Annotated in this window: 15 protein-coding genes; 4 read left to right on the top strand and 11 right to left on the bottom strand. The window is 65.8% G+C overall.

Annotated features, from left to right (window positions below; genetic code table 11):
• Positions 1-43 precede the first annotated feature (43 nt).
• Complete coding sequence (locus JOF43_RS18565) at positions 44-376, bottom strand: hypothetical protein (protein ID WP_209904515.1); 333 nt, start codon at positions 374-376, stop codon at positions 44-46.
• A 210-nt stretch (positions 377-586) separates the two neighbouring features.
• Between JOF43_RS18565 and JOF43_RS18570 the strand changes: the two genes are divergently transcribed.
• Positions 587-961, top strand: a complete 375-nt coding sequence (locus JOF43_RS18570; protein ID WP_209904517.1) for a hypothetical protein — start codon at positions 587-589, stop codon at positions 959-961.
• 36 nt (positions 962-997) lie between these two features.
• Here JOF43_RS18570 and nrdE read toward each other — a convergent pair whose 3' ends face one another.
• Positions 998-3,154 (bottom strand): class 1b ribonucleoside-diphosphate reductase subunit alpha, encoded by a 2,157-nt coding sequence (nrdE, locus tag JOF43_RS18575; protein WP_209904519.1) that lies wholly within the window; start codon positions 3,152-3,154, stop codon positions 998-1,000.
• Positions 3,151-3,609 (bottom strand): class Ib ribonucleoside-diphosphate reductase assembly flavoprotein NrdI, encoded by a 459-nt coding sequence (gene nrdI / locus JOF43_RS18580; protein WP_209904521.1) that lies wholly within the window; start codon positions 3,607-3,609, stop codon positions 3,151-3,153. The genes nrdE and nrdI overlap by 4 nt, the downstream gene beginning before the upstream one ends.
• On the opposite strand from nrdI, the gene JOF43_RS18585 reads away from it, so the two are divergent.
• Together JOF43_RS18585 and JOF43_RS18590 are read left to right on the top strand one after the other, a co-directional pair.
• Positions 3,524-4,474: a GNAT family N-acetyltransferase gene (locus JOF43_RS18585; protein ID WP_245354611.1), complete on the top strand. Its 951-nt coding sequence runs from the start codon at positions 3,524-3,526 to the stop codon at positions 4,472-4,474. The two genes, nrdI and JOF43_RS18585, sit on opposite strands and share 86 nt — an antisense overlap.
• Positions 4,475-4,487: 13 nt before the next feature.
• Positions 4,488-4,808 (top strand): hypothetical protein, encoded by a 321-nt coding sequence (locus tag JOF43_RS18590; RefSeq protein WP_209904525.1) that lies wholly within the window; start codon positions 4,488-4,490, stop codon positions 4,806-4,808.
• Here JOF43_RS18590 and JOF43_RS18595 read toward each other — a convergent pair.
• The 8 genes from JOF43_RS18595 to JOF43_RS18630 all read right to left on the bottom strand — a co-directional run bounded on the left by JOF43_RS18595 (position 4,781) and on the right by JOF43_RS18630 (position 14,087).
• Positions 4,781-5,986: an AlbA family DNA-binding domain-containing protein gene (locus tag JOF43_RS18595; RefSeq protein ID WP_209904527.1), complete on the bottom strand. Its 1,206-nt coding sequence runs from the start codon at positions 5,984-5,986 to the stop codon at positions 4,781-4,783. The genes JOF43_RS18590 and JOF43_RS18595 overlap by 28 nt on opposite strands.
• Before the next feature lie 37 nt (positions 5,987-6,023).
• Positions 6,024-8,777 carry a class I SAM-dependent DNA methyltransferase gene (locus JOF43_RS18600; RefSeq protein WP_209904529.1) on the bottom strand — a complete coding sequence of 918 codons (2,754 nt, stop codon included), beginning with the start codon at positions 8,775-8,777 and terminating at the stop codon, positions 6,024-6,026.
• A gap of 185 nt (positions 8,778-8,962) precedes the next feature.
• Positions 8,963-9,463 (bottom strand): hypothetical protein, encoded by a 501-nt coding sequence (locus JOF43_RS18605; RefSeq protein WP_209904531.1) that lies wholly within the window; start codon positions 9,461-9,463, stop codon positions 8,963-8,965.
• 63 nt (positions 9,464-9,526) lie between these two features.
• Positions 9,527-10,306, bottom strand: coding sequence for a metal-dependent hydrolase (locus JOF43_RS18610; RefSeq protein ID WP_209904533.1), 780 nt, complete (start codon positions 10,304-10,306; stop codon positions 9,527-9,529).
• A gap of 77 nt (positions 10,307-10,383) precedes the next feature.
• Entirely contained in the window at positions 10,384-10,770 is a 387-nt protein-coding gene (locus JOF43_RS18615; RefSeq protein WP_209904535.1) for an RNA polymerase-binding protein RbpA, read from the bottom strand.
• Positions 10,770-11,276: a hypothetical protein gene (locus JOF43_RS18620; protein WP_209904537.1), complete on the bottom strand. Its 507-nt coding sequence runs from the start codon at positions 11,274-11,276 to the stop codon at positions 10,770-10,772. Before JOF43_RS18620 ends, JOF43_RS18615 begins: the two co-directional genes overlap by 1 nt.
• Before the next feature lie 172 nt (positions 11,277-11,448).
• The gene (locus JOF43_RS18625; RefSeq protein WP_209904539.1) at positions 11,449-13,170 is read right to left on the bottom strand and encodes a cell division protein FtsK; all 1,722 of its coding nucleotides are present in this window, start codon (positions 13,168-13,170) and stop codon (positions 11,449-11,451) included.
• A complete protein-coding gene (locus JOF43_RS18630) occupies positions 13,167-14,087 on the bottom strand; it encodes a hypothetical protein (RefSeq protein ID WP_209904540.1) in 921 nt (306 codons plus the stop codon). Before JOF43_RS18630 ends, JOF43_RS18625 begins: the two co-directional genes overlap by 4 nt.
• A gap of 519 nt (positions 14,088-14,606) precedes the next feature.
• On the opposite strand from JOF43_RS18630, the gene dnaE reads away from it, so the two are divergent.
• Positions 14,607-18,944 (top strand): DNA polymerase III subunit alpha, encoded by a 4,338-nt coding sequence (gene dnaE / locus JOF43_RS18635; RefSeq protein ID WP_209904542.1) that lies wholly within the window; start codon positions 14,607-14,609, stop codon positions 18,942-18,944.
• Positions 18,945-18,951: the final 7 nt, after the last annotated feature.

The following is an 18,951-nucleotide window of genomic DNA, read 5'->3' on the forward strand; positions in this document are numbered from 1 at the left end:
AACGAAGACTCCAGGGATGAAGGGGCTGCGCTGGGCGCGATCGTCACGGGGCGGGAGCGGCCACGATGATGTCGAGCGGAACCTCCGCCTTACAGGAGACGGACACGAGCCCGGCCTCGAGGTCCTCCAGGAGGTCCCGGCACCAGCGGTCTGCAGCCGGTGCCCCGTGCAGGTCACCGGGCACCGGGCACCGGGTCCTCGCCTCAAGGTCGACGATGAGATGGCGGTCCAGGCCCCCGACGCGGTAGTCGCAGATCAGGAAGCGGTCGCTGCGGCAACGCACATACGTCCGGATGGGTCCCCGCGCCAGCCGCAGCCCGTGGAAGTGCAGTTCGTCGCCGGGTCCCGGGCTGGGAGTCGTGATGTTCTCGTCCATGCCCGGGACAGTGGGCGGCGACAGCCTGGGCGTGCGATCAGTGACGTCGACCAGAGACACGCCCGGCCCAATGCATCACCCCTTCACCGAAAATCCCTTATGTATAAGGCCATTTGCGTTGCGAGCGTTCGCAACGGTACCTGTGCGCGAACGAAGGCGATCGCGTTCGAGCTACCGTTTGGGAGTAACCACCGAAACGAAGGAGAACCGATGGTCTCGACAACTCGCGAATCCGTTCATATCATCATCTCGACCCTGATGGTCCTCTCCGGAGCTACCGTCGTTCTCGGTCAAAGACAGGCATGGACTGCAGCCCGGGTGGCCGGTACCGACGACTTGCTGCTGACGACTACCGGAGGGGTCCTGCTGATTGCAATGGGAATCGGAGCGTTCCTGGGGTCTCTCGACGGCTTGCCCACCAGAAGCGTGGTGGCGTTCGGTGCTCTCGGATATTCCATTGGACTCCTGGTCGCGTTGCTGGTCGCAACGCTGATCACCCAGTCTTGGGAGCCGCTGATCGGCTTCGTGGCCTCTGCAGCGCTCCTCGCGATCATCGTGCGCGCCGCCCAGGAGCGCGAGGACTGACGATGATCACTGAGACGACGCCGTTGTCACCGTCGGTCAGAGCATGCAGCTGACGCAGCCCTCGACCTCGGTGCCCTCGATCGCCATCTGGCGCAGGCGGATGTAGTAGAGCGTCTTGATGCCCTTGCGCCAGGCGTAGATCTGCGCCTTGTTGATGTCGCGCGTGGAGGCGGTGTCCGGGAAGAACAGCGTCAACGACAGGCCCTGGTCCACGTGCTGCGTGGCCTCGGCGTAGGTGTCGACGATCTTCTCGTAGCCGATCTCGTACGCGTCCTCGTAGTACTCGAGGTTGTCGTTGGTCATGTACGGCGCGGGGTAGTAGACCCGGCCGATCTTGCCTTCCTTGCGGATCTCGATCTTGGAGACGATCGGGTGGATCGAGCTGGTCGAGTGGTTGATGTAGGAGATCGACCCGGTCGGCGGCACCGCCTGCAGGTAGGCGTTGTACATGCCGTGGGCCATGACGTCCTCGCGCAGCTGCTTCCAGTCCTCCTGGGTGGGCAGGTGCACGCTGGAGTCGGCGAACAGGCCGCGGACCTTCTCGGTGCGGGGCTCCCACACCCGGTCGGTGTACTTGTCGAAGTACTCGCCGGTGCCGTACGTCGAGTCGGCGAAGTCGTAGAAGGCCTCGCCGCGCTCCTTGGCGAGCTTGTTCGACGCCTTGATAGCGTTGAACGTGACCGCGTAGAAGTACATGTTCGTGAAGTCCAGGCCCTCCTCGGAGCCGTAGAAGATCGACTCCCGCGCCAGGTAGCCGTGGAGGTTCATCTGCCCCAGGCCGATCGCGTGGGACTTGCGGTTGCCCTCGGCGATGGTCGGCACCGACTCGATGTCCGAGTGGTCCGAGACGGAGGTCAGCCCGCGGATCGCGGTCTCGATGGTCCGCGAGAAGTCCGCGGAGTCCATCGTCTTGGCGATGTTCAGCGACCCGAGGTTGCAGGAGATGTCGCGACCGAGCTCGTCGTAGGTGAGATCGACGTTCATGGACGACGGGGTCGAGACCTGCAGGATCTCGGAGCACAGGTTCGAGTGGGTGACCTTGCCGGGGATCGGGTTCGCCCGGTTCACGGTGTCCTCGAACATGATGTACGGGTAGCCGGACTCGAACTGGATCTCCGCCAGGATCTGGAAGAAGTCACGCGCCTTGATCTTCTTCTTGGAGATGTTCGGGTTGTCGACCATCTCGCGGTAGTGGTCGGAGACGTTCACCTCGGCGAACGGCTTGCCGTACTCGCGCTCCACGTCGTACGGCGAGAACAGGTACATCGGCTCGTTCTTCTTCGCGAGCTCGAAGGTGATGTCGGGGATGACCACGCCGAGGGAGAGGGTCTTGATACGGATCTTCTCGTCCGCGTTCTCGCGCTTGGTGTCCAGGAACCGCAGGATGTCCGGGTGGTGGGCGTTGAGGTACACCGCCCCGGCGCCCTGACGGGCCCCCAGCTGGTTCGCGTAGGAGAAGGAGTCCTCCAGCAGCTTCATCACGGGGATGACGCCGCTGGACTGGTTCTCGATGTGCTTGATCGGCGCACCGTACTCGCGCACGTTGCTCAGCAGCAGCGCAACGCCGCCACCGCGCTTGGACAGCTGCAGCGCGGAGTTGATGGAGCGGCCGATCGACTCCATGTTGTCCTCGATGCGCAGCAGGAAGCAGCTCACGAGCTCACCGCGCTGGGCCTTGCCGGCATTGAGGAAGGTGGGAGTGGCCGGCTGGAAGCGGCCGTCGAGGATCTCGTCGACGAGGTTGCGGGCGAGCTGCTCGTCACCCTCGGCGAGCGTGAGGGCCACCATCACCACGCGGTCCTCGAAGCGCTCCAGGTACCGCTTGCCGTCGAACGTCTTCAGCGTGTACGAGGTGTAGTACTTGAACGCGCCGAGGAACGTTGGGAAGCGGAACTTCTTCGCGAAGGCCTGCTCCGACAGCGACTCGATGAACGAGAAGTCGTACTGCTCGAGCACCTCGGGCTCGTAGTACTTGTTCTCGACCAGGTAGTCGAGCTTCTCCCTCAGCGAGTGGAAGAACACGGTGTTGGGGTTCACGTGCTGCAGGAAGTACTCGCGCGCCGCGAGACGATCCTTGTCGAACTGGATCTTGCCGTCCGCTCCGTAGAGGTTCAGCATCGCGTTCAGAGCGTGATAGTCCGGTGCGGCGGGACGTCGGGTCGCGTGGTCCTCGAAGGTGTCGATAACGGTCATGCTGCTGCTCCTTCATGCTCGTTGGCGGGGTGCTCTGTCCAGAACCGGTCCAGGCCGGTGCGGACCGTGGCGACATCGCGGGGCGTGCCGAGCAGGTCGACGCGGTACAGGTGCGGGACGCGGCACTTCGAGGAGATCACGTCGCCGGCCAGACAGTAGGCCGCCCCGAAGATGGTGTTGCCCGCACCGATCACACCGCGGATGAGATCGCGGTTTCGCTGGTCATTGAGGAACGTGATGACCTGCTTCGGCACAGCGCCACGACCATTGCCGCCGCCATAGGTCTGGGTGATCAGCACGAACGGCCGCTGGGCCACCAGTGCAGGGCCCCCTCGCCGTAGGGGGATGCGACCAGCTTGCGGACCGAGCTTGCCGAAGAACCGCCACGCCGTATCCGAGGCAGACGAGAAGAACACCAGGTCCGACCAGGTAGACGTCTCGCTCACAGCACTCATGCCCCGGGGAGTGGGCGGGGCCGGGACCTCGCGGGACGGCGGATGGCAGGATGGGGCACGAAGCTGGCGGAGGCCAGAGGAGGGGCACATGAGCGGGAAGAAGGCGAAGCAAGCGCGACGGGCGGCCGTCCAGGGGTCATCGGGACCGGCAGAGCCTGAAAGGTCACTACCTCCGGGGCCTCAACTCCGGATCATCACCGAGCCGCAAGCGCTGTGGTCGATCGACGCCGCAGCGGCCGCACTCATCACCGACTACACCCCTCCCATGGACATGGCGAGGTACCGAGAAGAGCGCCGGAGGGACCTCGACGATCTGTTCGTGGGCGATCCACGGCCAACGCCTAGGCAGTTCGCTGTCGCCGCTGTGAACGACGCCGGGGATGGGCTGTATGGCGCTGCCACTCTCGAGCCGTTCCTCGGGGATGAACTCATCGCCCAGGATCGCCAAGCCGCACGCAACGTGGCCATTCTCCACCGCATCATCGGCTCGTTGTTCGTCGTCCCCGATGCACGTGGCAACGGCATCGGAGGCGCCCTGCTGGACGCGGCCAGTCTCGCTGTCGTCCAGGACCAAGGGCGCTACACGGAGGGGTTCGTCGATGATCGGGACGGCAGCGCCGGGTTCTACCGGCGTGCCGGCGCCTACGTCGGTGGACACAACGAGCCGTTACCGCCCCGGCCACCGATCTACCTCAAGACCAAGCACTATCCCGGCAAGGACGGGCACTGGTTCTCCGTTGACGGCTGGGCGCGCCACCACGACATGGTGCTCTGCAGCAGATGTGAGAGGGCCCTTGATTTCCATCCCGAGGATGGAGGGATGCTGCACTGTCCCCGATGCCAAGGGCCCTGGGCCCCGCGATGAAGGAGCCTGCGTAATGAGCATGGCCAGCTACGCCGAGGAGGCGTTCGACCCCGTGGTGCTAAATCTCAGCGGCGCAAGCGACTACTACTTCGTCACCAGCGCCCTGGAGGTGTTCAACACCGGCGCCGAGGGAGAGATCGCCGACGAGTTCCAGGAATGTCTCGACTCCACGAGCATGTGGAGCACACGTGAGCTTCGGCAGGACCACGTCGACCGTGCCAAGCGGATGCCCACGGACGTCGATTGGCAGGCCAATGCGAACAGCGAAGCTGTAGTCCGGATCGGCCGACACCTGGGCGCTTCCCGCTACGCCCGCTGCAGCAGCTGGTTGTAGGACCAACCGTCTCGACCCAGCCCGCGCATGTACTTCGCGAGCAGCTTGACCGTTGCTTCCTCGATCTCGGTCTGAGGACCCTCCCATGCCGTCGGCTGGATGACGAGGTGATGGGTTGAGGACTCCCGTGGGAACTGTGGCGGCCTGCCGGAAAATATGTCCTCGGTCGCGGTTGCCCCGCGAAGTTGAGTCAGGTGCACCCCGACCTGCCACTGCCCCTGATACCCCCGAGTCGTGGAGATCTCCCGGAGCGCCTCGAGGAACTGAGCGCTGAACTGGACCATGGTCCCCGTCAGGGCCACGAGCTGCGAGTTGCCGGACCTGTCCTCGAATACGCGCGTGGCGCCACCGCTCGCGGCGGTGACCGTGAAGTCCTCGTGCACGCTGATCCGGGCTTCGCGGTGCTCGTATTCCTGTCGGACCTTGTCATACCCGGTACGCAGGCCCACGCCGTCAGGATCGTTCCCCGCGTAGGTGCACCCGCGAAGCAAAAGGGTTCCGCCGCGCCGACCGTTCTCCAGGTTCACAAGGATTGAGACGAGTCCGTCCCGCTCGATCGGCTCCGAAGGTACGGGCGAACACGGCTCGGCGAGAAAGAACGCATGGCCGTGACCGGTGGGGGACCCTTCAACCATCTGGTCTATCGGGTCGTTCTGTGCGAGCGCTCCCAGACGCTCGACGAAGCCGTGGGTGCGCTGGTCTCGCGCGAGGATGAGGGTACGCACCTCGGGATCGGCGAGCACTCGCTTCCCGTCTGCCGAGCGCCCGTAGTACCGCTCGTCCACCATGTGCGGCGCGAGGGGAGAAGGAGGTACCGAGACGACGAGGAGGTTCCTCCCCTCGGGGCCCTCAATGACGTCGGAGATGATTGGGACCAGCGGTGGTGAGGCCTTGGTGGCGGCCACCTGCGAGATCCGATCTCGCATGCCGTCCGTGTCGCACCCCACGACCTCGTAGGTCTTGTCGCGCACCCCGAAAATGAGGACCCCGCCGTGCACGCTCAGGGAGGAGAGGTCCTTCGCCAGTTCGGTGTTTGGCCCCTTCCCGCGCGGCCCGAGTTGCTCCTTGAGCTCGCACCACTGGTTCTCCTCGAGCAGGCCCCCTTCAGCTGCGGCGGTCACCCCGTCCCAGGTGTCGAGCGTGGTGAGCGGACGACCGGGACCGAGGTAGTGCTTCATCGGATTGTCCTTCTACTCGTTGAATCGTCAGTGGTGCTCATTCGTCTGCAGTCAGCTCGGCGTAGCGCTCAAACAGAATTCTCTGACGCTCCTGCTCCGAGGTGCATGTGCGTCGGGCACCGAATGCCCTGTCGACCGCGGTGTCTAACGTGCGGTGAGCCTTGAGCAGAGCAGGATCCATAGCCAACGGCGCGTAGTGCTGGGCGAGCGACCGCTCCGGATGCAGCGCACGCGCCCCGAGCACGCTCTGCCCTCCAGCGATGATCTGGTCACGGAGTTTTTCGGAAGTATCAGGAAGAGGCAAATTGTTCCATACGATCGAGCTCGAAAGCGAGGGGTCGGACTTGAGGCGACCTCCCACGGTCTTGAGCCAAACAATGAACATCGACGAGGAAATGAGGCCGAAAGCAAATTCCTGATCGTCAACCAAGGTAAAAAGCTTCATCGATGCGATCGTGGTCTCAGGAAGGAAGGTTGAGGTTACGAATAGCCTTGCTTCCGCAAATGTTTGTGGGACTGCTAGGTAGGGCTCTAATGGTTGTCGCATCTCGCCAAAGAGATGAGGCGAGGCTGCGAGTTTATTGGTCGCTGCACGGCTAGATTCGTTTCGCTTCAGGCGAACGAACTCGAGACGCGAACGAAGGATGCTAGAGTTCCTTACGTCGATAGGTTCGAGATGGTCCATCCAGAGGCACCATCGGTCGATTCCATTGATCACCTCGTCGCCCCCAAGGTACGGGCGCAGGTATCTTGATGCAGCGGGGTCCATAGAAACTTCATCCAGTGCGTCTTCGGTCACCTGCAGGCCATCCCAATCGATCGCGGTGCTACCTGCGTTGATTGCCGGCAGAGCGCCGGAGAGCGTCTGCCGCCTGGGGGTGATAGAGATCAGCGGCCCGTCAAACAAGTATCCATTTAGCTGACTAACGTATCGCGGCACGGGGGCACCCTTGGGTGATGCGTACTCGAAGAGGGTTGCGCCCTTCCTTGAGCCTTTACTGAATCCAACGATCACGCAATGAACCGCGGCAGCCTTCGGCGACTCGGACGTCCACGCGAACGTTTTGTGTGCAAAAGCTATTCGCCAGTCCGCACGGAACAGCGGGTCGAACACCATTCCAACAGATTCACCCTGTGTGATGGAGTTAGTTGCGACGAATGCGAACTGCCCCGCGCCTGGGCTTGCGGCGAAGTAGTCGGCCGCCTTTGAGAGCCATCCTGTCACGTAATCCCGATGCCCAACTTTGTGGGTTTGGCATGCAATGCGCAGATCGTCACCCTGGCTACTGGTTCTCTCTTTGTGGCCAACAAAAGGAGGGTTCCCCATTAAGTAAACGTCCGGGGAGGGCGGGAGAACGTCGGCCCAGCTTGTGCGCAGCGCGTTGGCAACAACAATCTGAGCGGAATCCTGCAGTGGAAGCATGGGCACCGCATAGCCGAGGGTGAGGTTCACGGCCTGATTGGCCTGATGCTCAACGAGGAACATCGCAGTGCGCGCGATCGTCGCCGGCCACTCCTCGAGCTCGATGCCGTGGAACTGCGAGAGCTTCACGTGCACACGGGACTCGGCATCCAAGGACAACTGTGCGCGCTTGGGGTCGAGTTCTTGAAGGCGCTCGTGGATGCGCAGTTCGAGAGCGCGTAGCTCGCGGTAGGCGATGATTAGGAAGTTCCCACAGCCGCACGCCGGGTCGAAGAACCGCAGAGTGCCGAGGTGTTGGAGGAGTTTCTCGAGCTCGCGCTTCTTTGCGCGGGATTTCTCGAAGCGCTCCTCCAGTTCGTCGAGGAACAGTGGCCGGATAACCTTCAGGATGTTGGTCTCAGTCGTGTAGTGCTCGCCGAGCTCGCGGCGGGCCTTCTTGTCCTTCACCGCCTGGAACAGTGAGCCGAAGATGGCGGGGGAGATGCTGGACCAGTTGAAGTAGGCCGCCTGTAGCAGCGTCTCGCGGGCGGCGCGGTCGAAGTAGGGGATGTCGACTGCCTCCCCGAAAACGCTGCCATTGACATAGGGGAAGGCCATGATCAGGTCGTCTGCGCGACCGTATCGCTTGTCCTCTGGGCGGTTGAGCGCCTGGTAGAGCGTGGTCAACTGGGCGCCGAGGTCGGACCCGTCTTCACTGGTGCGCTCCTCGATGTACCGGGAGAACAGGTCTCTCTCCCACAACCCCGAGTCGTCGGCGTAGAGACAGAACAGGGTGCGGATCAGGAAGATCGATGCCTGGTGGTCGTCGTAGCCGGTGGCCTCGAGGTGCTCCCAGAGCTTGGCCATCAGTTGGGCGGCCCTGATCGAGGCTGACTCCTGCTCGCTGGACCCGAACTTTGCGCGCCGGTAGCCGGCCAGGAACATGAGGTCCTCGACGTGTGCCGGCAGCTGCTCGAGGGCGAACTCGATGGTGGCCGGATCGTCGCGCTCAGCGGTCAGATCCAGGAGGCGGAATCGGCGGAAGTCGCTGGTGATGATGTGGTCGGGCCGTTCGTTGTCGGTGAGCGACTCCATGTAGTCCAGCGCCTGCTGTTCGGCCCTGATTAGATCCTCTCCGGCGGACTTCATCTCGATCAGGGCCGTACCCGAGATCAGTGCGTCAATGTAGCCACGCTGACCTGTCGATGCGCGTTTGGCTCGCTGTTCGTAGACCGCGGCGGTGGTCCTCGTGATCCCGAAGACCTGCAGCAGGTCACGGACGAACGACTGTGCCTCGCCTCGCTCATAGCCCTCAGCGTCCCGCCAGTCGGCGACGAATGTTCCGGCGCGAGAGCGGATGTCGGACAGCACCAGCGGCTTCTGCTTCATGGCTACATCTTCGCAGTGCGGCAGACATGTGAGACGAGAGTAGGCCGGTCCGGCTGCAACGATACGGACACACTGCCTCACCGGTGAGAGCGCTACTGCTGCCGGACCCCGGCACGAGGGCACGCTCGTGTGCCGTTCCGTTCGCTGAACGTCGCAACTGGGGACGTGAGCGGGTCGGGTCCGTGTCAGAAATCGAAGTCGGCAGCGGGGTCCGACTCTCCGTCGGAGGAGGGGTCTGCCGTGTCCGCCTCGGTGTCGGCCTCGGGTGAAGCCTTCGTCGTGGACTTCTCGGGGCTGGCGGGCTCTGCGCTCGGCCCCTCGGCGTTCTCCTGGGCGTCCTTGTCGCCGAGATCTCGGCGGATCAGCCCGATCACGGCGTCGAGGCGCTCCATCTGCTCCTCGAGCTCTTCGCGCTGGACGACGAGGCGGTCCAGGCGCATGCGGGAGGCTTCCTCCTTGCCCTCGGCCGCGGAGGTGCCTGCGACAATCCGGGTGTTGCACGGGTAGGCCACGCGAGCGGTCTCTTCGCTGTATCCCCAGTCCTCGCCACCTGAGGTCGACCCCTCGAGCGCGTCGAGGCGCAGCCGGGTGCACTCCTGGCAGATGACGTCGACGTCATAGCCGTTCTCGTGGGTGATGAGCGTGGGCCCGTGCAGTTTTCGCACGGACTCGATCAGCGAAGCCATGGCCCCTCCTGGTGATGGATGTCTGCTGTCTGTAGTGGGCGGAGCCCGACTACGGCGGGACGTTCACGCCGCAGTGCTGGACCAGCTGTCGATGACCGTGGCGGCGATCGCGACCCCCACGTACAGGCTCATCGCGCTGCACAGAACCCACTCCCGGGTGCTGCCGGCATTGCCGAGAATCGGCAGCGCGACGTTTCCATCCGGGTGCCACAAGCTGCTCGCGTTCCTCGTCCGCTTCGGCCGCACTACCAGCGGCCAGGTGGGGAAAGGGATCCCGTCAGTGGTCATGAAGTCCCCGGCCAGGTGCACGAGAACACCCAGCGCGATGGAAGCCGGAAGCCACATAGTCGTTTCGGGAGCGAAGGCCGCCACTACGACCCCACTGGCCAGTCCGATCACCCAGGGCAGCAGGGCGCCGGTGACGACCTTGAGCGCACGGGTGGCGAATGCGCACATCACGGCCACCACGAGCACGGCACCCATTTGCACCTCGCCGAGCACCGGAGCTTGCCACCGCCAGTCGAGCCTCGCGACGAGAGCGGCCAGAAGCGTGAAAGCCGCGACGGCGAGAAGCGTGTGGGTAGCTCCTCGATGTCCGGCCACGGACCCGACGGCAGAGGTCAACAGCTTGGACGCTCCGCCGGCGGAGCGGGAGATCGTCGCGCCCGGATGGTCGATGTCCGGCAGTAGTGCTGCCCCGGTGGTGACCACGGCGCCCGCCAGCACTTCCGTGGCGGTCAGATCCAGGACCCCGATGCCGGTGGATCGTCCAGCGACCTGGGCAGAGCCTGCCAGTGCCAGCCATGCGGCGGTGCCGCTGATGGCGTGGTGTCCGCCCATCATGATGATCGTCCTCCTCGCGCTCGGCAGACTGCGGGTCTCGATCAGCAGTGGGCGAGACGGATCGCCCGCGGGACTGCTCAGCGGTGCGAGGGGCCGGCGTGGAGCTTCCCGGCGCGCAGCAGCTCCAGCCGGTGCTGCAGGAGCCGTTCGAGCTCTTCCTCGGTGCGCCGCTCGGACAGGTGCGTCCAGTGATCCTTGGATGGGCGAAGCTTGGGGATGATCGGCAGGCCGATCAGCTCGGCGCCCTCGTCCGGCTCTTCCGTGCATTCAGCGGCGCTGCGGCATCGACGGCATGGCCACACCTCCGGGACCGCAGCCTGGGGGTGCAGGGCGGCCGTGGTCGTGATCTCGCACTGACCACACAGGTACTCCACCGTGCGAGGCGCCAGCGGCACGACTCGGTCGGGGTTCTCGGACGACGTCGAACGGCGCGGTATCGTGCCGACGAGCATGGCGGCCGGCATCAGGAGACCACCAGATCGTCGTGCTCGAGGACCTCGATGAGGCCCAGACCCTGCAGGGAGTCCAGCATCGCGACGTCGTCGCCGGGATCGATCCAGGCGACATTGCCCACCGGTCGGTCCTTCTCCGTGTACGGGGCGAACAGCGAGGTCACCAGCACCAGCGGGACGCGGTGCTGCCAGCGCACCCCCGGGTCGACCGTCTCGCGCTCGGCGAGCAGGACAGTCCAGACCTCCTCGTCCGTGGAGGGCCCGAGGTCCTCGTTCTGGACGGCGGCCGCGATGATGGACTCCTGCACCGCGGTCGCGAGGACGATGGCCTGCTCCAGGCGCATGAGGAACAGAAGTTCGCGGTCCTGCTCCTCCGGGTACTCCTGCCCGATGACGGCGGCCAGCAATTCGTCGTTGCGATCAGCGCGAACCTCGCGGTTGCCGATGCGGATGGAGAACTGTCCCTCGTCGCGATCGACGGCGGCAACGTCGGTGTGTCCGGTGCTCCAGGTGCTCATGAAAGCTTCCTTGGTCGGTGGGTTGTAGGGCATGCACCGTCACCAGTGGGCGGGGGATCATGAACCGGGCATGAAGAACGGGGAGCGGCCGCCGAGAACCACTCCCCGTCCTGCAGGGCTGCCCTACACCCCTGCGCTGGTGACAGTGGGCGGGGGACCCGAAACTCTCAGCTCACGCGCCGGCCTTCTTCGCCGCCCTGGCCGCGGCCGCGGCCCCCTTCAGCTCCGTGCCGTCGTCGGAGTAGACCCGGTCGGATTCTGCTTTCGGTGCCCGGCGGCCGTTCCAGGGGTCATCGTCAGGCAGCCGCTGCGGAGCCTCGTCGAAGGACTCACCTCCGGTGTACTTCGCGATCTGCGCCTGCGACGGGCTGGGGGAGCCGCACGTCGGGGCTTCGAGCGACGCTAGGCGGTGCTCGTACTCCCGGAAGTCCGCGTAGAAGCTCTTGAACACGCCTGGCTCTGATTCGGTCTCGAACACCCCGACCCCGAGGCGGGCGCCCTTGTCGTTGGCGACGTTCTCTGGGATCCGGGGGACCATAGTGGGGTCGTTCAGCGCGAGGCGGCGATTGCCGTCGGTGGGTTTGGCCCCGAGCAGGATCTTGTTCTGCAGGTTCGTGCGCAGGTCCGGGGTGATGCCGGTGTTCGATGAGGCGACCTGGGTGGACAGCAGGAGCTTGATCCCGACGAAGCGCAGCTCGGCGGCGGTCTTCTTGATGAACCTCTTCAGGCGCGCCTTGTCGGAGTTGATCTGCTCCGCCTCGAGTCGGATCGGGTCGTCCTTGGCGAGCTTGGGGACCTCCTCGGGCATAAGCAGTCCCGTGAGCTCATCGACCACGGCGAAAATCGGCGGGAACTGCTCGGTCGGTGGCAGCTCGGATACCTTCACGACGCTGTGGCGCTCGAGCACTTCGGCGCGACGCTGACCTTCGTCGTAGATCAAACCCATGGTCGTTACCGATGCCTCGAGGCTGTCGCAGCCCCAGAACCCCGGGGCACAGAACCTCTTGGCCCACAGGAAGTCGACCTTCTTCGCGGGGACGTCGACGATGGCCAGCTGCATGCCGCGGGTGACGGCGCCGTAGATCGCGGCGTTGATGGTGACCGTCTTGCCGGCACCGGAGACACCGTTGACGGCGGTGTGCGGCCCGGCCTCCAGGTCGAGGGTGAACCGCTCGCGGGGAGTATCGGCGCGCTCGGGCAGGATATCGCCGAGCGGAAGCTGGGCCCATCCGTCAGGATCGGCGAACCGGTCGGGGATGGTCTCCTCGAAGGGATACGAGATCGCGGCGGGGAAAGTCGGCGGCTCGGCCGGGATGACCTGCGCAGTCAAAGCCTTGGGGTCCGCGTCGACGTACCAGCCCGGGCGTCCGACGACGTTCTCGGCGACCTCGGTGAGCTTTTCGTCGTGCTTGGAGGGCATGTAGGACCTCGGCAGCTGGAGGACGAACCCGCCTCCGCGACGTCGGGCAGCCTGCACATCCCAGGGCTTCACAGACAGCGCGTTGGCGACGGCGCTCCGGCAGCGGATGACCTCCTCGGGAAGCTGCTCAAGCACGGCATTGCTCAGATGCGGCTCGAAGCGGGTCATCGTGTAGCCGGGGTGCTGGTTCTCCAGCCGTGCGGCCTCGCGGTCACCATCGGAGGGTTTCGCGCCGGTGCGCAGGCTCGCGACCAGGCGTGTGCTGCCCTTCTCGGCGACCACTTCGGTAACGGCGCGGGTGCGCTCGAAGGTGACCACCTGGGTGCCCGGGTCGAAGCCGACGACCTTGAACCCGGTTCCGGCCTCGTCACTGACCTTCTTCTCGACCGCGGCCACGTGGGCGTCGTTGTGCGGGTCGAAGCCCGGGACCTTGTGACGGGTTCGCTGGACATGCGCACTGGCGGTGGAGCTCACGCATCCTCCTTCGGGGCGTCGGTGAGAGCGTCCTCGGAGAAGCTGTTGCCGACTTCGACGAGGACGGGCTCATAGGCGAGCCAGAGCCCCTGGGCGATCTCGGACAACTGCGGGATGGCCTCGTCGACCAGGCGCGGCCCGTCGGCGCCGGCGCGATCGCACTGCTGCTGCAGGTGGCCCAGCAGTGCGGAGACCTCGGGCTCGGAGGTGAAGCGGGTGCGGGCGATTCGCACCAGCGAGCTCACCGCTCGGGCAGGGTCGGTGGTCCCGAGCGGGGTGAGGTCACCGGACTCGACCAGGTCGCACAGCGCCACGGTGTCCACAGCGGACAGCGCCATTGACGCCTTGTCGAACGAATCCACCAGGGCGAGGGCGGCGATGGTTGCCCAGTCGGAATCCTCCGCGTCCTCCGGGACGAACACGCCAGAGATGTCTACGGCGTCGAGGTCCTCGTCGTCGGCGCCGGCCCACCAGGCCCGGATCCGCTCCTGGGTCGCGGGGTCGTCGGCGTCGAGATCGTACAGGGCGAGCACGTCGAGCCAGCCGGCGGTCTCGATGTCGTACAGGCCGCTGCCCCACATCTCGAAGGCGACGCGCAGAGCCCAGGCGTCGTCGCTCTCGGTGGTGGTGGTCCCGGTGCCGGTGTCGACCTCGTACCGTTCGCGCAGTGTCTCGGGCAGCCACATGAACGGGTAGCGCAGGGCGTCCGGATGCACGCCCGGGGTTCCGCGCAGCGGCTGTCCGTCGACGTAGCGCGGCAGCGGGAAGGACACCGCGGGGGAGGTGAGGATCCGTTCGTCCTCCAGCCCGAGGATGTCTCGTGCCATGCCGATCCGCAGCACCTGGGGGACGGTCCTCTCGGGCAGGGTGAGGCTCTCTCCGGGCTGCAGCAGATATCGGGCTCGTCGGGTATGCATCGTGGTCCTCCGGGATCGGGTATCCGTACACCCAGCCCATATGCGAAGGCCGCTGCCGATTCCGGAGCGTGCATGGTGGCGATGTGGTTCCCACCTTCGCCCGCCGGGGGAGGACCGCAGGTCATGGACGGTTCTTGGGCGTCTTCGACGGGCTGCCCCACCCTGGCCCGTACGCGCTCCACCCATCGAACCTGCAGGTCAGGTCTCGAATACCCCCATCCCTTACACACCACACCAATCTCATATAGAGAAAGTGGTGTGTGTATTAAGGGGATCTGTTCACGCATCCCCAATACGTGTCCTGTTGCCCGGTGGGATGCAGGGGATGAGGGTATTCCCGGCCCGACCAGCACGAACACTGCTCCCTTCGCGTCGGGATCGCGGGGAACAGGGGTGGAGCAGCGGGAATAGCGCCGCATCCAGTCCCGGCTCCGCATTGGGCCGGGGCCCGCGTCCCGCGACAGTCAGCACCCGCCCACTACCTCCTGAGCACGGGAACACGTCACGAAAGGGGTCGCGGTGAGCAGCGCCGGATTCGTCCACCTCCACACTCACTCGGAGTACTCGGACTTCGATGGCCTCTCCTCCGTGAAGCGACTCGTGACCACCGCCGCAGACGATGACCAGCCTGCGATCGCCATCACCGACCACGGCCGCCTCGCCTCCCTGGCTGTCCTCCGATCCGCCTGCCAGGACGTCGGCAACGTCAAACCGATCCCCGGCATCGAGGCATACATCGTCGTCTCCGGAACCCGGCACGACCCCGGCACGATCCAGGTTGCCGCCGACTCCGACGACTTCGACGCTGAGGGCTCCTCCTCCAACGGCACCCAGGCCCGCACCAAGACCAAGAAGTACGAGCACCTCACCGTGCTGGCCACCACCCGCCGTGGCCTGCTGAACCTCATCGAGATGTCCAACGTCTCGCAGGAGACCAAGAGCGGGACGCACCCATTGATCGACTACGACCTCCTCGCCCAGTACGCCGAGGGGCTCGTGGTGCTCACCGGTTGCGTCGGCGGCCCCGTCGCCGGGCCCCTCTCACGCATCACGGGGGACGAGCCCGATTCCGACGCCGCGGAGCTCGCTCGCGCCCAGCAGAACCTCGACAGGCTCATCGCCGCTGTCGGCCACGACAACGTCTACGTCGAACTCGCCGACCATGGACAGCGGGCTCAGTCAGGCGCTCTGCCCAAGCTCTACGACATCGCCCGCGCCTACGACCTTCCCGTCGTGGTCGCCAACGACTCGCACTACGTCGACGAGCACGAGCAGCAGGTTCACGAGGCGCACATGGCGCTCGGGCAGAAGCGCACCGTCAGTAGCGATAAGCGCTATCGCTTCAATGGCCACGGGCATCACTTCCGCACCGAGGCCGAGATCCGCGCCGTCCACGCCGAAGACGAGACCTGGCAGCGGGGCTGCGACGAGACCGTGCGCATCGCAGACCGCGTCGAGGAGGACATCTTCCCCGACGCCCGTCTGCGCGTGCCGCGGTTCCCGATCCCCACACGGTTCATCAATCGCCTCGAGGACGGCACCGCCAAGCGCTACGCCGTGCCGTCCACCGCCGCCGAAGGCACCGACCCCGTGACGTTCTCCTACTTCATGCACAGCGTCCACTCCGGCGCCGTCGCCCGCTGGGGAGATGACCTGCCCACCGAGGTCTCCTCGCGCATCAAGTTCGAGCTGTCGGTCATCTGCCGCCTTGGCGTCATGGACTACTTCCTGCTGGTCGCCGACCTCATCGCCTGGGCTCGCTCCGACTGGGCCGCCCAGGACTGGGTCGCCCGCCACGACACCGGCCACGCCCCGGACGAGGACGAGCGCGCACGCAAGCAGCCCATCAACGTCGGCCCCGGCCGCGGCTCCGCGCCCGGATCGGCCATCTCATACTGCCTGCAGATCGTCGGTGTCGACGCGATCGACAACGGTCTGCTGTTCGAGCGATTCCTGGACCTGCTGCGCACCGAGATGCCCGACATCGACGTCGACTTCGAGGTCGAGCGCCGCGCCGAGGTTATCGAGTACCTCTCGGTCCGCTACGGCCACGACAACGTGTGCCGCCTGGGAATGCACGGCACCAACAAGACCAAGCGCGCCATCGACAGCGCCGGACGCTTCCTCGAGATCCCCGTCAGCACCGTCACCGAGATCAAGAAGATGCTGCCCGAGGACTCCGACGATCTGCGGCTGCTGATGAGCGAAGTCGCCCCCGACACGTCGTCCCTGAGCTCGAAGGACGCCGACTCGGCCCTCCACAAGCACTCCTCAGGGCAGGCCCTGCGCCGCCACCTCGATGAGGACGCCGACGAGATGGTCCGCTCGATGATGGAGTACGCCGCCACCCTCGAAGGGGTCGTCGTCAGCCCCGGCAAGCACGCCTGCGGCGTCGTCGTCTCCGACGAGAACCTCATGCCCCTGGTGCCGATGCGCCTGGATAAGGGGGAGTGGGTCACCGAGTGGGACGGTCCTGCCATCGCCGACTTCGGCCTGCTGAAGATGGACGTGCTCGGTCTGCGCAACCTCGACATCGCCAAGGCCGCGCAGACCAACGCCATCGCCGAGCACGGCGAGATCGACTTCGACCTCACGGACCTGCGACTGGACGGACCTCGCGCAGACGCCACCTGGGACCTCCTCGGGCGAGGAGACTCCACCGGCATCTTCCAGCTGGAATCCGGTGGCATGCGCGAACTGCTGACCACCGCGCACCCACACTCGCTGGATGACCTCTCCGCCCTCATCGCCGCCTACCGCCCCGGACCCATGAGCGCCGGGATGCACACCGAATGGGCCGAGCGCGCCGGAGGCCAGGCGCCTGTCTCCTACGGCTCCCTCACGCGCGACCCCGCTGAGCAGGAGGTCATCTCCTCGGTGCTGGGGGAGTCTCAGGGCGTGATCCTGTTCCAGGAGCAGATGATGCGCCTGGGCAAGATCGTCGGGAAGTTCGACGCCGCCCAGGCGAACAACCTCCGCCGAGCGATCTCCAAGAAGAAGCAGGACCTGATCGACTCCCTCAAGGCCGACTTCATCGCCGGAGCGCAGACCGAGGGTGTCGGCGAGGACGGGAAGACCCCGATCCCCGCGTTCTCGGCCGAGACCGCGGAGCGTCTGTGGACCGCCTTCGAAGGCTCCGGCGCCTACGCCTTCAACAAGTCCCACACCACCGCGTACGGGGTGATCGCCTACCAGACCGCCTACCTCAAGGCGAACTGGCCGGCAGAGTTCGGAGCGGCCGTGCTGCGCTTCACCGAGTCCGGCAAGGAGAAGGCGCACCTGCGAGTGGCCACCATCCGATCCCTGCGCGCCGAGGGAATCGAGGTGATGGCCCCGGACATCAACGCCTCCGACGAGTTCACGATCGCCCGGGACGGGAAGGTCTGGATTGGTCTCGGAGAGATCAAGGGCGTCGGTGCGATCGCCTCCGAGATCGTCGCCGAGCGCACCCGCAACGGCCCGTTTTCGTCCATGGCAGAGATCGCGACGCGCGTGGTCGTACCCGCCACGGAGGGTGGGAAGAAGAAGTCGGTCAGCAGCGCTCAGCTGGCCGCCCTCGCGCAGGCTGGGGCCTTCGACTCCCTCGGGCACGGCTTCCGTCTCGGCCACGTGATCGCCTCTCGCGCAGTGAGCAAGGACCCCCACGTGCGGATCCCGCAGATGGAGTACTCCGTGCTGGAGAAGGCCGCACGGCAGCGTGCGGTGATCCTCGCCGTCACCGGGGACCACCCCACCAGGACCCTGTCCCGCCAGGTCGCCGCCCTGTACGAACGCCGGCCTGAGGACGACGCGGCGCCCAAGCCACCACGCGGCCTGCACAAACTGCCCAGCGAGGACGGCGCCCGCATTCACACCGGCGGGATCGTCTCGGCCTTCTCCGAGCGGATGACCCGTAAGGGCTCGTGGATGGTCACGCTGGAGCTGGAGAACTCCCACACCTCGATCCAGTGCGTCGGGTTCGCCGACGTCCACGCCGATCTCAAGGAGGTGGGGATGCCCGAGGTCGGCGATCTCGTCGAGATCCGCGGCACGGTGCGGGTCCGAGAGGTCGAGCGGGAGGTCACCGACGAGGCGACCGGCGAGACGACCACGGAGTCGAGGACGGAGCGTTCGATCTACCTCTCGGGCCTCGAGTACATGGCGGTGGACGACCCGGACCGCGACGCCGAGGGGGATGCCGTACTGGCCGTGGGGCGGATGCTGTCCGACGGAGTCGCGGACCCCGAACCGGTCGCTACCCCACCCCAGGACCCGCCGGCGACCCCCACCCGGGAGGACGTTGAGGCCAATGACGAGGAGGACTTTGCTCCAATGCAGTCCCCGGCGGACACCAGCGACGCTGAGACTCCGGCGAATCCGCGCTCGAGCGACGAGAGGACTGCGGACCCGAGCCAAGGTCCGGCGCCGATGGAGCGACCCAGTGGTCGACCCCGTGCGTCGGTACCTCCCTCGGCGGAGCCTGCTGACGGGGGCGCAGAGATCCCGGTAGTTCAAGCCAGCCCGGAATGGTCTCGACTGCGTGAGGTCCTGAAGCTGGCGACCGATGAGAATTTCGAACTGGCGCGGCCGCGCCGCAACGCCTCCACCGGAGCCGACGTCGGGTCGTTTCTGCGGGTTGAAGCCGAACGGGGCGCCGTGCTGGTGCCTGTGACGGTCCAGCGGCGGCTGTCGGATCTGGCCGCTGCTGGGCGGCTGCCGGCGATCGTGTCGACACCCAAACTGCGGTGCGTCGTGATCGATGCCCGCTCATGGCGCGAGCAGCTGCGAGTGATGACCGATGCGATCAACTCTGGCGCCATCGATCCGGTCGCGACCTCGGTCGACGCTGCTGATCCGCGAGTCCCTCGTACGTCGTGACCGGCGC

This window comes from Brachybacterium sacelli (assembly GCF_017876545.1).
GTDB lineage: Bacteria > Actinomycetota > Actinomycetes > Actinomycetales > Dermabacteraceae > Brachybacterium > Brachybacterium sacelli.